The following is a 17,111-nucleotide window of genomic DNA, read 5'->3' on the forward strand; positions in this document are numbered from 1 at the left end:
AGCTGTGATATGTATAATGAATAATAAAGGAAAAGCATCCTAAATAGGATGCTTTTCCTTTATTATTCAAACTGTCTTTTTTCTAATCGATCAATAGCTTCACGTTTCTTCTTATTATTTATATTTGTATAGATACTAGTAACTTCTACAGAAGTATGGCCAAGTTGATCACGTAATAATACTAGGTCCTTGTTTTCTTTATAGTGATTTGTAGCATATGTGTGTCGTAGTTTATGAGGGCTACGCTTCTCATCAAATGCACTTGAATATTTGTCACATAACTTCTGTATAGCTCTAACAGTTAGCTGCGTATATTTCCCTTTATAGTTTGTTACGAAAAGTAAATCTTCATCTTGAGAACAGTTATATTTACTAGGGCGGACCTTTATATATTCTTGAACATCATCTAAGCAAGAGCGAGTGGCTAATATAGAAGATCTTTTATTACCTTTACGAGTCACTTTTACGGTACCCTGACGGAAGTTTATACTAGAGATAGTAAGACTAGCTACCTCGGAAACCCGAAGGCCAGTGCCTAAAATAAGGCTTATAATGGCTATGTCTCTTTCTTTATCACGCTGAAAAAAGTTATATTTTTTTGGTGATATATCTTTCAACATTTCACCATAATCATTTGCTAGAAATTGGAGAAAAGCTACATCATCTTTTTCATTAAATATCATGTTTGCAACGTCATCTGCTCTTGCTGCTGCATCTACTTTCTCCTTATGCAGTTCAATTTTCTCCATTACATTACGTGAGATGTAATTTTCCCCTTGTTCATTCTCTGTGTTTTGAGCTAAGTACTTGAATAGAGATTTTAAAGCAGAGAAAGTTCTGTTAATAGCTCTTGTCTCAATACCTTCTCCCTGGAGATATCTTTGAAAAGTTCTAGCTTCATTTAATGGTAGATTTTCTAGTGTTGAAATTGGTACATCACATATATTAGTGACAACCTTACCGTTTTCAACGGCTAATCGATTACTTATAAGCCAGTTTAGAAACTTTTCAAATTCAGTAATGTAAGCATACAATGTAGCGGGGGAGAGGGCTGTTTTCATTTCTGCATACTCTATGATATACCAGGGCATTTTACTTTTATGTTTATCTATTAGGATTTTAAACTTTTCTTTTTCTTGGTTACTCATGTTGTACACCTCAAATCAAATAATGTAAATAAATTTTTAAACTAATACTTAAACTAACTATTCAAATTTTTGAGCTAGAATACTATTTTAATAAATAGCTTGATTACATATATGGATACCATACTAGTCTTTGAAAAAGAAGAGAGGTATCAATATATGATTGATACCTCTACTATACTCAATTCTATGAAATCCATCAAACTGTTCGTTAAATACACTTTTAACGAACTATTGGATGCTGATATTCTATCTCAACTAGGTGTAGCATCACATTACTATTAAGTTAAGGTTTTGAAGTACCCTCTAAATGAAAATTTTCTTTCTCTATAGTTAGTTATTCTGAGAAGTCAGCTTATTTTTTCAATTTAGGGGTGTTTACTCTTCTTAAATTGATGGGCATGTGGCGGGATCACTATTATCCAATCAGTTAGTAAACATAACATGAATTATAGTATTCGATAGATTAAGGGATAAACTGAAATCTAGTCTCAAAAAGGTAATTAGTTTAAATTATATTTATAGTAGAAACATCATTGCAGCATAATGAGCAGTAATTGAATATATACCTAGATTTTAAGTAATGAGAAATTAAAAATCTCCAAATTTTAACAAGTGCTATGATTATCTTGTAAGTTAACTATTTACTCCAACATTTAACAATGTATTGAAGTAGTAGTACTTAGTTTAGTATATAATAAATTATTTTAATTCCTTTCAACTATGTCGCGATGGAGTATATCAAAATATTATAAAGTAATGTAGAGCCATAAACTTTTCATACAGATTATGAATTTAAACAAGAAGTAATGCAAAATGCCATGGATATTGGTATGGGACAAGAAAAGTTCTTATAACAGGCTTTAGAATATTATGTAATAAAAGTATAGAGGTATTAAGTATTAAATCAAATAAAAAAGAGAAAAACTAACTGAAATAGTTGTTCTCAAATAATAAATGAAAATTTATTATTTATAAGTTAATATTAATAAATAGTATACAAATTTCTATACATCTATCAATAATGATAGTGAGGAGAGAATAATGGCAAATAATATATCAGATATTGCAAAATTAGCTGGTGTTGCAAAAAGTACTGTATCCCGTTATTTGAACGGTGGATACGTCAGTGAAAAAACAAAACAAAAAATTGAATTGATTATTCAAGAAACAAATTTTTCTCCCAATACATTTGCACGGAGTTTAAAAGCGAAAACCACAAATTTAATTGGAGTAATCGTCCCTCGGTTAGATTCTTTTGCAACAACAAAAACACTTATCGGAATCGATATCTCACTTCGCGAACATGGCTATCAAATGCTTGTTGCAAACGCAAGCCAAAGCCAAGAAATAGAGATAGAAGCAATTGAAAACTTTGTAAAGCAAAAAGTAGCTGGTATCATTTTATTAACCACAAAATTAACTGCTCAGCACAATAAAATTTTGTGTAAGTTACAAATTCCTATTTTGTTTGTTGGCCAGCAATACGAAAATCAATACTGTTTGATTCACAATGATTTTGAAGCAGCATTTGAATTGGGATCTTATATTTTATCCCAAGGACATTGTGATATTGCATATGTAGGAGTGACGGAAGAAGATGTTTCGGTAGGTATAAAAAGAAAACAAGGTTTTCAAAAAGCAGTTCAAAAGTTTGCCCCATCATGCAATGTTACATACTATAAGACAACATTTCAAGTGAAAGATGCTATGAAACAAGTATCAGACATTTTAAATAATCAGTTTCCAACTATTATTGTTTGTGCAACAGATAATATTGCAATTGGGGCAATTAAGGTGATTCATGAAAGGAAGCTTTCTGTACCAGCAGATATATCAGTTACTGGTTTTGGAGGATATGATATTTCAGAGATGATTCATCCTAGTTTAACAACCGTCTCGTTTGATTACCATTACACTGGTACTGTTGCAGCGACATCTATTATACAATTAGTTGAGAACAAGGAAGTACCAAAAATAATCAGTTCAAAATATGAATTGAAAATTCGAGAAAGTGTTGACAAAGTGTGAAAGCGCTCTATAATCTATTGTAGAACCGGTTCCATTCCGGTAAGGTTAAGACAGGATTTTTTTACATTTAAAAACCTGTCTCCTATTTTGAATATTTACGGAACCGGTTCCATAAATATTTAGGAGGATTTCGGATGGATATGAAAGCAATTGCTAACAGTGTATTACAGCATATTGGCGGAAAAGAAAATATTGTAAGTGCAACGCATTGTGCAACACGTCTCCGCCTCGTTTTAAAGGATGACTCAAAAGTAATACAAACAGAAATCGAAAACATTGAAGGGGTAAAAGGTGCATTCTCTACAGGTGAGCAGTATCAAATTATTTTCGGAACGGGACTTGTTAACAAGGTATATGAACCTTTTGCAAATCTTATTGGCTCATCTCAAATCAATTCGCAAACAGATACAAGAGTCGTAAAGAAAAATATGAATCCAATTGTTCGATTAGCAAAAGTTTTATCTAATATCTTCGTGCCAATCATCCCGGCAATTGTAGCAAGCGGTTTATTAATGGGTCTACTAGGAATGTTGAAAGCGTTTAAAGTGGTGCCGGCTGATCATGCTATGATTCAATTATTTGATATATTTTCAGGTGCTACTTTTATAATTTTACCAATCTTACTTGGTGTTAGTGCTGCAAAGGAATTTGGTAGTAATATTTTCTTAGGAGCTGTAATTGGTGGGATTTTAACTCATCCTGCATTAACGAACCCTTGGACACTTGTAAATGCGAAGCCAACAGTTTTACATTTTCTTGGTATGGATATTGATATGATTGGTTATCAAGGTACAGTCCTTCCAGTTTTATTATGTGTATACGTTATGAGTGTTATAGAGAAACAATTACGAAAACATGTACCAAATACTTTAGACTTATTAATTACACCTTTTTTAACAGTTATGATTACAGGTTTTCTATCGCTCATTATTATTGGTCCTGCGGGTTATAAGATAGGTGATGGAATTACTTACATTTTAAATACTGTATACGAAGTTGCAGGACCAATAGCTGGTTTTATCTTCGGTGGTTTATATTCAACTATTGTATTAACAGGTTTACACCATAGTTTCCACGCAATTGAAGCCGGATTGCTTGCAAATAAAGAAATTGGTGTGAATTTTTTACTCCCGATATGGTCAATGGCCAATGTTGCACAAGGTGGAGCAGCCCTAGCTGTTTACTTTAAAACAAAGAATACCAAAACAAAGGGAATTGCAATTCCGTCTGCAATATCAGCATTTTTGGGTGTTACAGAGCCGGCAATTTTTGGTGTGAATTTAAAATTAGGAAAACCATTTATTGGTGCGGGAATTGGTGGAGCTTTAGGCGGAGCATATGTTGTGTTTATGAATGTTGCAGCAAATGCTTACGGTTTAACAGGAATTCCAATGCTTACGATTGTAGTTCCATTAGGGGTAATGAATGCAGTCCATTATATAATTGGTTTTGTGATTGCGGTAATTACAGCTTTTGTAGCAACAATTATTTTATATAAAGAAAAGAATTAATATTTTGAGGTGAATACCTGATGAGTAAATATAGAAAAATACAGGATGCAAAAGAAGGTGAATTGACTTCACTTGAAAAAGTTGCAAACCAAGACTCTTGGAAGCCAATCTACCACATTCATCCTCCATATGGATTAATGAATGATCCAAACGGTGTATCTTATTATAACGATGAATATCATATATTCTATCAGTGGTATCCTTTTGCTCCGATTCATGGAATGAAGCATTGGGGGCATGTAAAGTCGAAAGATCTCATTCATTGGGAGCGTATGCCTGTGGCCATTACGCCAACAGAAGATTACGAATCACATGGTGCTTATTCTGGTGGGTCTTTTGTGAAAAATGATATACTTCATTTATTTTATACCGGAAATGTAAAATATGACGATGGCTCCAGTAATGCGAATCAATGTCTGGCTCTTATGAATAACAAATATGAAATAGAAAAAATAGCATATAATCCGATTATTCGAGGAGTCCCAGCTGGATATACTAGGCATGTTCGTGATCCTAAAATTTTGGAGCATAATGGGTGCTATTATATGCTCCTTGGGGCACAACGGAGTAATGAGACAGGAACACTTCTCATTTATCACTCAAAAAATTTGTTTAGTTGGGAACTATATGGAGAACTACAAACTAACTTGAAGGATTTTGGTTTCATGTGGGAGTGTCCTGATTTTTTCCATTTAGATGGAAAAGACATCTTGGTTTTCTCCCCACAAGGACTTGAAGGAAAAGGGGATAGTTACCAAAATGTTTATAATGTCATTTATGCAGTTGGAACACTAGATTTAGAGAATTTATATTTTCATATTGAGTCTTATAATGAATTAGATAAAGGATTTGATTTTTATGCACCGCAAACATTACAAGATTCCAATGGAAGACGCATTATGTTTGCCTGGGCGGGATCCAGTGAAATATCATACCCTTCAGATGATTTCATGTGGGCACATTGTTTAACTATTCCTCGTGAGCTTACTCTTGAAGGGAATATATTAAAGCAACGACCTGTTTCTGAATTGAAAGAATTGCGTACATCTTCAAAGTCTATATCAGGTTGTGTGCAGAATGAAACATGTGTATTATTAGACCTCCTTAAAGAACGCTCTTACGAATTAGAAGTACAACTACAAGTGGAAAAGGCTAATGTCTTCGGTATTTCGTTATTTCATCATGAGGAAGAATCATTCCCTATTACTTTTCATCGTGAAAAGGGAACTGTTTCAGTTGAACGTGGAAATTTTCAACATCGTTTTGGTGGAGAGTACGGTTATACACGTTGCAAACAAATTCAAATTCAAGATTCGATGAGTATGCAGATTTTTGTTGATCAAAGTATTGTTGAAGTTTTCTTATGTGATGGAGACACTGTCTTTACATCACGTGTGTTTCCTCGTAAAGATTTAGAAAGTGGCATCTCACTTTTCGCAGATGAAAAGATGGAATTTCAAATTACACAATACAAACTTGGGAGAGGTTTAGAATGAAGAAAGTTTTTTGCATCGGAGAATTGTTAATTGATTTTATTTGTTGCAACAATGAATCTTTAAGTGAAGGTATATATTTTGAAAAGAAAGCGGGAGGTGCCCCAGCAAATGTTGCGGCGGCAATTACAAAATTAGGTGGTAAGGCTTCCTTTATGGGGCAAGTTGGAAATGATTCTTTTGGGACATTTCTTGAAAAAACATTACAAGAAAATAATGTTGATACTTCTATGCTTGTAAAAGAAAAACAAACAACATTAGCATTCGTTTCCATTGACCAACACGGGGAACGTGATTTTACATTCATGCGTGGTGCAGATGGAGAATATCATTTTCAACAAATTGATTTTTCTAAGATGAAAATGAATGATATTATTCATTTTGGTTCTGCAACAGCTTTATTACCTGGTAACTTGAAAGAAACATATTTTAATTTATTTCAATACGCTAAAGATCAAAATCACTTCATTTCATTTGATCCAAACTATCGTGATACACTCATTACAGATAAGGAGCAATTTTCTAAGGATTGCTTATCTTTCATTGGGCAAGCTCATTTCGTAAAAGTAAGTGAAGAGGAAGCGATAATGCTTTCAAAAGAAACAAATATGATTAATGCTGCAAAATTTTTACTTGCAACAGGTGCAAATGCTGTTGCCATTACGCTTGGAAAACAAGGAACACTTATTGCAACAAATGAAGGGGAAGTACTTATTCCTTCGATTACTGTAAAGCAAGTAGATTCAACAGGTGCAGGTGATGCTTTTGTAGGAGCTATGCTCTATCAATTTGCGCAGGAAGAAAATATATTTGATGTAAACTCAGAAAAAATACACACTTTTGTTAAATTTGCAAACAAAGTGGGAGCAATTACATGTATGAATTATGGTGCTATCCCATCATTACCTACGTTAGAAGATATTATTGAAAAATAATACTGTTTATCTATTACTAATAGAGCTTTAGTAAAGTTGAATTAAACCATTTTATTTAAAGTGTGAGTAGATTTGAGTAAATATAAAAGAGTCTTTGTACAATAGTATGTAGCAAGGCTCTTTTACTTGAAGTTGTAAATCGTTTATAAAAACAAAACAATCTACTTTCTTACCTTACAAATGTATAAGAATCTTTTTTGTGTAGAAATAATAAAGTTTTTTAATTTTGTTCTTAGAAATACAATAATCGCCTATCAATAAATTTGATAGGCGATTATTGTATTTGTTTAAAAATTGCTTTAATGCTTTCATAAAACGATATTTCATGAAAAATAAAGCTATTTAAATTTGGAAAGTGATTAGTTACACATAGCCTCCTTTTTAATTAGTTATTTTAGCGAATACAGATTTAACTAAGTTTGTTTTATCATCTAAATACTTATACTTATATTTATTATCGGGATTATCCCGCTCGAATTGAGTCTTTAACTGCTCATACTCAATTCGAGCGGTTTTATTATTTCATAAGTAATCTCTAAAACACAATTGCTCAATTAAATATTTATTACCCTTTTCATACATATGGTTTGATATGTTCTCGGTTCTCCTTAGTTAAAATAATATCTTTCAAGTAATACACCTTTTCTTTTTCTATACCCATAATATAGCTGTTCTAACTTAGCGATACATTTCAAACCATTTTCAAAATTCTTTAATTCAAGTGCAATATTAATATTAGGTTTTGCACTCAAGTTTGGAGTGACAGTACTTTCACAATAGGGTGTATTGCCAAAATGTATTCTCCAATTTGTTTTTCAATTAATTTTTTCTCTTTTAAGAATTCTACCTCCTATTCCTTAGTCAAAAAAACTAAAAAACTTTACTACAGGGTAATCCTAACATTTAATTAACTCCTCCTGCATACAGCCCTTTTTTTAACAAGAAATGTTACAATATTCCTTTTTATTGAATAGCACAAAATAAAATAGAGGGCATAAAATCCTAATTCAGCCCAGCCTGTTAAATAACTATTCTATTTTTAAAAGGCTTTATTGTAATTTAGACAACTTTATTATCCATGCACATTCTTGCATTTTCTAAATTGTTATATCATTGAAGATGTTTTATGAATAGAAGAAATAAGTAATTTTAAAGGTTTTTCTGAAATGAATTTTTTTAACAAATACATACGGAGCGATAATAAATAATTTTACTTTAATATATAAAACGACAAGGATCCAAATAAATACATAATTTAACGAATAGTTTATGTAATAAAGTTATTGTCAACCTAATGCTTTTTATTACATTATATGTGCTATTGAATAGTGAACTACTGTATTGTTAAATTTATTCAACTATTAATTCTCCAAAATGGTCATAAAGTAATTTTAAACCAATAGCATGGTTTTCGTTTAAAAGTTCATATGCTTCACGAAGTAACTTATGTCTTTTGTTATAAAGTGTAGTACATGTAAATGTGTTTGAATAGCAACAAGGACAGACAATCCCCATAATGGCCGTGTTAAAAGCAACAATAGTATTCTGCTCTGGATCAATCTTACAATATAAACGAATAGAATTACCTGTGTCTGTATTTGCAATGATTGTAGCCATGTTATCTTCCTTACGAATATTTCCGTTAGAATCCATCTCTAAAATTGCACTTGTTAGTTTCAATTACTTTCACTCCTTAATTTTATATACAATTAGAATTTGAGGAGTATCTAAATAAACAAAGCTTATATTTAGATACATGACATTTCATAAGTTAATACAATTAATATTATATAATATATATATTAAAAAATAAAGTGTTCGTTAAATAGGAATTTAACGAACAGTTGAGGAAATGTGAGTTAAACTCCCCTCCTATCTTAATGTACTGTACAAAGGCATGAAACTCTAAACTCTCATTTTTGGGACTAGCTTGGGCCAAGAAAATCCAAACTAAAGTTTTATAGATTTACAGAACTAAATACATGTGATCTTGTGTGAACGTATATGTTTAAATACTACGTTACTTTTATTTATAAAAAAGGCATCCTAAGATGCCTATCTATTCTGTAACAAATTTAAATACATAGTACATAAAAAATAGACAAGATAGATAGGCTAGCCTGCCAGCAACGGATTCTCTCATAAATTTCATAAGTATGACTTTGACAAGCAATGCTAAGAATAACGGTATAAATAGTACCATAGCAAGTTTGATCGCTATGTCATTCATTATTGGATTAAATGGTTCGAAATTAATTATAATATTCACTTACCTTTCTCTTATCGTTCTATTTAAAGAATAAAATTATACAAATAAACTCGCTAAAAAGATACCATAAGGTTCCTTCCTCCAACTGAACAATCTTAATTTTAACCGGTTCTTTTGCAAATATAAGACGCATTTCAGGGAACAATCAGGATTCCTACCGAAATTGTTCTTTTTTGTCATATGCATGGCTTCTACTCCTATATAATATTATCCTTTATAACAAAAAAGCACTGCTATGATTTCTAGGAGTATTGAAAATGTTCTATCGTACTAAATTCACTTTATAAATAGAACATATAATAAAAGACCTTGCTACACAAAATAGCAAGGTCTAGATATAGTAAAATAAGCACCTTAGAGATTTATAGGTGCTTTTATTTAAATTCATTTCCACAAAATAAAATGTAAAAAACTAAAAAAGCAAAAAGGACACTTTTTTAGTTTTTTAGCTTCCCAGCACAAATTTGAAAAAAGATTTCAAGCTATCCTTCACTATCTTTAAATTTTCCTCTTAAATTCTTCTCAAAGATAACCCTATTATCTTCCATCTTATTATAAGTTTGAAATAAAGCTTCTCTTTTCTTTTTTCTTACCCTTGGTTCTGGAGGATAACATGACGGACATTTTGCAGCCCCTTCATGTCTAGCTTTGACCATTGCTTTATATTCATGTCCACACTTACCACAAATCCACCATGCTCTTTCGTTACATCTGGTAGATGTCTCCTCTGGTGTTGTTACACCATATACTTCTTTATTCTTTGTAGGATGCCATTCTTTTGCTATTTCTGGGTTATGAAGAGCAATTGACTGTTGATACTTTTCACAAGTTCTACATCCCTTACCATTTTTCACTCTTAAATTTATTTTTTCTCTCCACATATGACCTTCTTTACAAACCCACATTACTTCTTCATTTGAAGTATAAATTGCCTCATATGGATTTCGGAATTTCTGCCGATAACATGTGTCAAAGATACAAAACTCCTTTGCTATCTCTGGATACATTGTTGCTAATGAGTTGTCTTTGCAAACTTTCTTATTTGAACAGTATGGACACACAGTTTTATCATGAAGTCTACTTCTAACAGACTCCTTCCACTCATGACCCTTACCACATATCCACCATCTAACATTCCAATTCTCTTCATCAATCATCTCATTATCAGGTGTTACATCTGCATTTCTTTTGAAATTCCATTGCTTAGATAAATCTGGATCAATACATCTAAGTGATTTAGCTTCTATTTTATTAACATTGTTTAATTTATCTAGCTGCTGCTTTTTCTTCATACACTTTGGACAAAGCTCATCTTCAACTTTCAGCCTATCATTAGGAGTTGATCCCCAAACATGTCCCTCAGAGCACTCCCACCAAATATATTCGTAACTTCCATATGTAATATCTTCAGGATTCAAGTGACCATTCTTGATAGGATGCCATTCACTTAACAGCTTTTTAGAAAGACCTGTATTTATAAGTAAATTAATCATAGTATTCTCACCTCTACTTTTCTGATTCAATCCACCATTTGTCTGCGTTCAATTCTTCTGTAGTCATCTCATACTCATCTAATTTAACAATTTCATTTTCCCTATTAAAAAAGCAAGGCTTTACAAATATAGAAGCATTTCTATAACTATAACTTTCACCTTTATACGCTTCAATTTTAGAAATTTCTAGCTTATAAACATATAATGGATGTGAATATATTTGTCCAACTTTAAAAGTTTTATCACTATTGTTTTCCGAAGAAATCTCTTCAACTATCACTTTACTTGGAGTACCATGGAAATGACTATCCCACATTACGTTTCACCCTAACTTTAAATTTATTTAATTCTATTGTATCAGAATATTCACACGTGCAATTAGGAAAAAGGTATAATTTTATCATTATTTTCATCTATTATAATAAAATAAGTTAAAGATATTACTGGCTAAGTAGTTTAGAGTTTTTTGTCCTATGTTCAAAAGGTTTAGACTTTCATGTCCTGTTATTAAGACATGAAAGTACCTACAAAATTTATAATAATGGCTATTTATCAAAGATTCTTTATAAGTTTTTAGTTTAGAGTTTTTTGGAACTTGATTGGATAAGAAAATCAAGTTCCAAAACTTTATTGATATACAGAACTAAATACATGTAATCTTGTGTGAACGTATAGGCTTAAATACTACATTACTGTTATTTATAAAGAAAAGACATCCTAAGATGTCTTTCTACTCTGTAACAAATTTAAATACATAGTACATAAAAAATAGACAAGATAGATATGCTAGTCTGCCAGCAATCGATTCTCTCATAAATTTCATAAGTATGACTTTGATAAGCAAGGCTAAGAATAACGGTATAAAAAGTACCATAGTAAGTTTGATCGCTATGTCATTTATTGTTGGATTAAATGGTTCAAAATCAATTATAATATTTACTTACCTTTATGCAACTTCTTATTTATATAGTTTAATATAAATAAACTCGCTAAAATGATACCATAAAGTTCCTTTCTCTAACTGAACCACCTTAATTTTAACCGGTTCTGGTGCAAATATGCATGGCCTCTACTCCTATATGATATTACCCTTATATAACCAAAAAAAGCAACGCTATGGACGCTTTAGCCTACATATTCTTCAACTTTACTAAAGATACCATTAATAGATGGAGGGGTATAATTATAATCGTTATCAGTGAACATTAAAAAAGATGATTCCGATTGAATATCGGAACCATCTTTTCCGGGCTTGATTTTTCAGTTTTTTTTTATTAAACTGTCCATTTTAAAGGGTACATTTCAGTTGACTCCGCACCTTTTTAAAAATAATTTATATGAATGTAAATCGCCTTTAACACCACAGTAAAATCTATAATATCAATGTTACATCTTACTACTTTGTATCCCATTTTTCTAAATGGAAGTAGAACAATACCCCATCTTTTGTATTAGTTACACCGTACTTTACATTATGTAAATCTAATATATTTTTTACAATTGAAAGTCCAAGACCCGTTCCACCATATACTCTTTTTCTTGATTTATCCACTCTATAGAATTGATCCCATATTTTATCTATGTTTTCTTCTGCTATATGTGCCCCTTTATTTTCAAACCCTATATATACGTCATGTTGTTTCTCGTTTACATCTATCACAATGGTTCGATTCGCATCTGTATAGCGAATCGCGTTGGTAAACAAGTTTGTTATGACCTGTTCTAACAGATGTGTTTTACCTTTAACACAAACATTATCTATATTTAATTTGATGTGTAGTGATTTTTCTTTAATTTGAACTTGTAAATCTTTTGCTGCCTTTTGAATTAAATTCCCTATATTAACCTGCTCCATCTGTATTTGGTACGTTCCGGATTCATATTTAGCCAAATTCAACATTTCATCTATTAACACATTCATTTTCTCTATTTCTTTTTCTAATGCTTCCCAATAATATTGATTCATTTCAGGCGCGATTCCATCTTGCAGCATAGATGCAGATATTTGCATGACACTGAGTGACGTTTTTAATTCATGCGAAACGCCTGCAATGAAATCTTTTCGTGTCTGTTCTAATTTTTTCTCTTTTTCTAAGTCTGTTTTTAACTGATTGATATATCCTTCCATTCTTTCTGAGAGTTGATTAATATTAGAGGAAAGCTCACCAATTTCATTTTTTGATTTGATAGAAAGCTTATCTTGAAATTGAAATTGCATTATTTTTTTCGTTGCTTCATTAATTTTTAGTAATGGTTTGGTAATAATTCTTGAATAATATAAACATACAACCAGCGATAGAATCAGCACAAATGCTATAATATATATATAATAATCACTCATTACATCTGTCACTTTTGTAATCGGTTGTAACGAAGACAATGTATAAATGAATTCATTTACTTGTCCATTTTGCATGAGTGGTTTTATCGTTTCTAGATACTTGATTCCATCTATACTGATTTCATTCTGAACCCATTCGTCTCCTTGTAATTTCACTTTATCGCTGATCCATTCCGATTGAAATTGCAAAATACGATTTGCAAACACCTCATTACTATACAATGTATTATTCATTTTTGAATTGAAGTAAACTGGGAAATTTATCTCTGTTACAATTCCCTCTAAGAAATAATATTTCTCACTTTCTTCTTTTGAAAAAACCTTCATACCATTTTTAGCACCAGACATCATATATTTATCAATCTGATAATAAGTAGGTGCAACAAAATTTCCATCATAACCTTTTATTCTCAATGTTGTAGGAATCACTATGTCTTTATTCGATCTTTTACTTACTGTATCCATGATAGCTAGTTTAGTCGTTTTATTGAGTAAACTTGTAATTAATATACTGAAATTAGGATCCATATCTTTCTTTGCATTGATTAAATTATTAAACACAACCTTAGAGGATCGACTCGAATCATTTTTATCAACTGTTTTTATATAATGATCTCCTGATGGTAATTTCTTGATATTGGCTTCTTTATCGAGCCTAGCAATCATAATACCCTGCTGATTAGCATACGAGAGTTCCTTCCTCTGGAGTGTATTTTCATCCTGTTTATGAGCTTCATAAAATGTATAGTACCGTTGTAATTGCTTCTGAACATTTTCTTTTTCTTTATCTATATATAAGTATTTCATCACATACATTTGTCCGAAAAAGATAGCTGCGATAATCATGCAACATAGTAAAAAGGTAAGAGAAAATAACTGAAACACAATCTTCTTTCTCATCATTTTTCTACCTCAAATTTATAACCCGTACGAACAACTGTAATAATGTGTTTTGCTTTCTCACCAAGTTTTAATCGTACATTACGCATATGTGCAGTTAGTGTTTTATCATCTCCATCATAATCGTATCCCCAAATATTTGTGATTAACTGCTCTCTTGATAGTACTTGTTCCTTGTGTTGCATTAAAGAGTGTAAAATTTCATATTCTGTATGTGTAAAATCTATTTTTTGTCCATCTATTGAAACAGAACGTGCTGATTTATCTAAGCGAATACCACATAAATTAATACAGTCCTGATATTGTACTTGTTGATTTGTATCTTTGAACAAACGTTTTGCTCTCGCTAATAAAATAGACGGTTTAAATGGTTTTGTTACATAATCGTCTGCCCCAAGTTCAAATCCAAGTAACGTATCATCTTCATCACTTCGTGCCGTTAATAGGATAATAGGAACATTAGAATTCTTTCGAATACGTCTACACACTGACCATCCATCCATTAATGGGAGCATAATATCCAAAATAACTAAACTGATATTATGCTCTTGTTCAGCAAACAAATCTAGCCCAATTTGACCATCTTCCGCTGTAATTACTTCATATCCATCATGCGAGAAATAATGGGCTACAGTCTCTCGGATAATCTGTTCATCTTCAACTATTAAAACTTTTTTCATCTCTATTCTCATCCAATCTACGTTCGTTTTACATTGAAACTGTCATCGCTTGTCTTCCCATTTGAATCCAGGCTTGTTCAAAACTATTCCGATCAATTGCTCTGTGTTTGTCCTTCTTTAGTGGATCTTTAATATATACATATTGTTCATCATAATCGGTCACAACGACACTATGCTGGTGATATGTCACTTTCATTTCTCCTGCATCTGTACGCCATGTATAAAATTCATCATCAGGTAACCGTTTAAAACGGGCATTTGTTAATACCCATACAGGTTGCCCTCTGTCTATCGCCTCATATATTTGCTGAGGTTCTTTGTGACTTAGATCCTTCACTTTCTCTTCTGAAACATACTCCTTTGCCAATTCTAAAATCGGCTCTACATAAACACCTAGTCCAGGTTTATCAAATGTAGCTATATCCCCAATAAACCCTTTGTGCATATTCCCCTTTATACCCTTTCCCTGAAATGGTACAGACTTTATCTTTGCAGCGAGTTCCATCTTATCGACTTGTACACCTGAAAATTGCAACACCATAGCAAGGCTCGTTACTTCACAACCTCTCATTAATTCTGGTTTTTGTAGAATCAGCGGCACATCCAATGGCCTTACTATCACTTTTTCTTGCTCTATGGGCCTATTTTCTTTTTCAAGTACCTTTTCTGATTCTACTGATTCATTTCTCATATATTCTACTTCTGATTTTGCATTCTCCTCTTGTGGTATTGCAGGTTGTATTTTAGTAAATATAGGAATATCACCATGTGACATACCAATGTTTGTATTTAATACTGATAGTGTAAATACAAACAGGGTTGTTTTTCTAAATGGATTCATCATTATCTCTCCTCGATGCTTTATAAGGAGAGTGTAATTTGTTTATATTTAGATAAAATCATATTTATAGAAAGACAAAGTAAAATTCATATCAAGATTATATAAAGATAATTGCTTTACGTATTAATCTTATGTGCTACAAATATTGCTTTCAACAAGCAATATTTAACTTCTTTAAGTTCACGTTCTAATTTTTCGTACTTTGCAAAAAGTCCTCGAATTCTTTTCATTAAAGTATAATCTTCGAGATTTTAGGTATGTGGTTTGATTATTATTTACAAATCCTATTGCTATATGGTAATTACTATTTATCAACAATTATTTGTGAGATTTTAGTTTAGACTTTTATGTCTTTCTACACTTGTACATGGACATAAAATAGATACTTTTTAGAAGAGAAAGTATCCATTTTCATGAATATCTTTTGTTACTTATGTAGAATTAAATTTTAGTTGAATTTCACATTTAATTAGGTTTTACTATTTAGTTTTGTTTCAAATGCAGTTAAATTAGTTGAAGCCTTACTAAAATTTGGTTCAGAAAGTTGTTTAGGTCTTCGTACTTCTGTCTTCTATTGGAGCTACACCTTGTATCTCTTGTAATATAGAATTTGCTACATTTTCTCTATAAAATTCTTCAACTATATTTTTCAAATAAATACAATTTCTTTATTCCTTGAATAAAATCAATAACTCGGCATACAATACCTCTGCATCGAGCAGTTAGACTGGGCTAACTGCTCTTTTATTGAATAAATTTTTAGGGCATGTTAACAATATAGGTAATCCAAGTTTGAATACGAATAAACATTGTATTCATAGTATTTACTAGAGCAGTTAGTTTTTTCTAGCTGCCTTTTTGAGTTTTTCCGAATAAAATTCTAAATTATGTGTTCACGAGTAATAATGGTAGATAAAGAAATAGGAATTCATCATTTATTTAGTTGAGTGGATATGCAGGGGAATTTACTCCGTTATTGGATAAGGACGGAAAGTCAATGTTAAAACTATATATTCGAATAAAACAATTTATATTATTCAACTATATGGTAGCTTTAGTTTCACAAGGAAATAAACAACTTTATTATCTGTTTTGATTTCAGAAGTAAAGCTGAACTTAACTTTTTTAAAAGGAGATACTACAATTTAAGCAGTGCCTCCTTTACGTTTTTATAAGTGAGTTTTAATGACCTTATTGTTTCTATTCATTATGTCCAATGCTATAGATGGGCTGATGCAGCTTGAATTCACAGTGACTTCTTTAATTTTGTTTTTCCTTTTCTTCTAGGAATGAGCAGTTAGTTTTCTGCTGAATGCTCTTTTATATTAACTTGTTTGTCATCATATATTACGGATATGTAGCTATTAACTCATAGGGTCTTCTTTTAAAGAGCACTTGTACCTAGTGCTCTTTTTAGTTTCCTTATTTAGCTCACTTTTAATTTTACATAATATTTTTAATTCCGTTTATAC

At 31.4% G+C, this 17,111-nt stretch carries 12 protein-coding genes and 1 pseudogene; 4 read left to right on the plus strand and 9 right to left on the minus strand.

Features of this window, described 5'->3' with window-relative positions; translation table 11 throughout:
- Positions 1-62: 62 nt before the first annotated feature.
- Positions 63-1,148 carry a tyrosine recombinase XerS gene (gene xerS, locus ACTFRN_RS20565; protein ID WP_046646355.1) on the minus strand — a complete coding sequence of 362 codons (1,086 nt, stop codon included), beginning with the start codon at positions 1,146-1,148 and terminating at the stop codon, positions 63-65.
- Positions 1,149-2,189: 1,041 nt separating this feature from the next.
- Between xerS and ACTFRN_RS20570 the strand changes: the two genes are divergently transcribed.
- From ACTFRN_RS20570 to ACTFRN_RS20585, 4 genes are all read left to right on the plus strand, one after another.
- On the plus strand, positions 2,190-3,176 hold the full coding sequence (locus tag ACTFRN_RS20570) for a LacI family DNA-binding transcriptional regulator (RefSeq protein ID WP_046646353.1): 987 nt from the start codon (positions 2,190-2,192) through the stop codon (positions 3,174-3,176).
- A gap of 134 nt (positions 3,177-3,310) precedes the next feature.
- Complete coding sequence (locus ACTFRN_RS20575) at positions 3,311-4,687, plus strand: sucrose-specific PTS transporter subunit IIBC (protein WP_046646351.1); 1,377 nt, start codon at positions 3,311-3,313, stop codon at positions 4,685-4,687.
- Between the two features lie 20 nt (positions 4,688-4,707).
- Positions 4,708-6,183 carry a glycoside hydrolase family 32 protein gene (locus ACTFRN_RS20580; protein ID WP_046646350.1) on the plus strand — a complete coding sequence of 492 codons (1,476 nt, stop codon included), beginning with the start codon at positions 4,708-4,710 and terminating at the stop codon, positions 6,181-6,183.
- The gene (locus tag ACTFRN_RS20585) at positions 6,180-7,115 is read left to right on the plus strand and encodes a carbohydrate kinase family protein (RefSeq protein ID WP_046646349.1); all 936 of its coding nucleotides are present in this window, start codon (positions 6,180-6,182) and stop codon (positions 7,113-7,115) included. The genes ACTFRN_RS20580 and ACTFRN_RS20585 overlap by 4 nt, the downstream gene beginning before the upstream one ends.
- A gap of 381 nt (positions 7,116-7,496) precedes the next feature.
- On the opposite strand, the pseudogene ACTFRN_RS20590 reads toward ACTFRN_RS20585, so the two are convergent.
- The 8 genes and pseudogenes from ACTFRN_RS20590 to ACTFRN_RS20625 all read right to left on the minus strand — a co-directional run bounded on the left by ACTFRN_RS20590 (position 7,497) and on the right by ACTFRN_RS20625 (position 15,642).
- A pseudogene (locus tag ACTFRN_RS20590) lies at positions 7,497-8,018 on the minus strand (GrpB family protein).
- 447 nt (positions 8,019-8,465) lie between these two features.
- Complete coding sequence (locus tag ACTFRN_RS20595) at positions 8,466-8,795, minus strand: hypothetical protein (protein WP_225991072.1); 330 nt, start codon at positions 8,793-8,795, stop codon at positions 8,466-8,468.
- A gap of 379 nt (positions 8,796-9,174) precedes the next feature.
- Positions 9,175-9,384 (minus strand): hypothetical protein, encoded by a 210-nt coding sequence (locus ACTFRN_RS20600; RefSeq protein ID WP_001021329.1) that lies wholly within the window; start codon positions 9,382-9,384, stop codon positions 9,175-9,177.
- A 482-nt stretch (positions 9,385-9,866) separates the two neighbouring features.
- Positions 9,867-10,877 carry a zinc-ribbon domain-containing protein gene (locus ACTFRN_RS20605; protein ID WP_000609152.1) on the minus strand — a complete coding sequence of 337 codons (1,011 nt, stop codon included), beginning with the start codon at positions 10,875-10,877 and terminating at the stop codon, positions 9,867-9,869.
- 13 nt (positions 10,878-10,890) lie between these two features.
- Positions 10,891-11,193 (minus strand): hypothetical protein, encoded by a 303-nt coding sequence (locus tag ACTFRN_RS20610; protein WP_000263523.1) that lies wholly within the window; start codon positions 11,191-11,193, stop codon positions 10,891-10,893.
- 1,080 nt (positions 11,194-12,273) lie between these two features.
- Complete coding sequence (locus ACTFRN_RS20615) at positions 12,274-14,118, minus strand: sensor histidine kinase (protein WP_046647183.1); 1,845 nt, start codon at positions 14,116-14,118, stop codon at positions 12,274-12,276.
- The gene (locus tag ACTFRN_RS20620) at positions 14,118-14,798 is read right to left on the minus strand and encodes a response regulator transcription factor (RefSeq protein WP_000756749.1); all 681 of its coding nucleotides are present in this window, start codon (positions 14,796-14,798) and stop codon (positions 14,118-14,120) included. The genes ACTFRN_RS20615 and ACTFRN_RS20620 overlap by 1 nt, the downstream gene beginning before the upstream one ends.
- 28 nt (positions 14,799-14,826) lie before the next feature.
- Positions 14,827-15,642 carry a C39 family peptidase gene (locus ACTFRN_RS20625; protein WP_046647181.1) on the minus strand — a complete coding sequence of 272 codons (816 nt, stop codon included), beginning with the start codon at positions 15,640-15,642 and terminating at the stop codon, positions 14,827-14,829.
- Between the last annotated feature and the right edge of the window lie 1,469 nt (positions 15,643-17,111).

Origin of the sequence: Bacillus cereus group sp. MYBK245-2 (assembly GCF_051916145.1) — a bacterium.
Lineage (GTDB): Bacteria > Bacillota > Bacilli > Bacillales > Bacillaceae_G > Bacillus_A > Bacillus_A pacificus.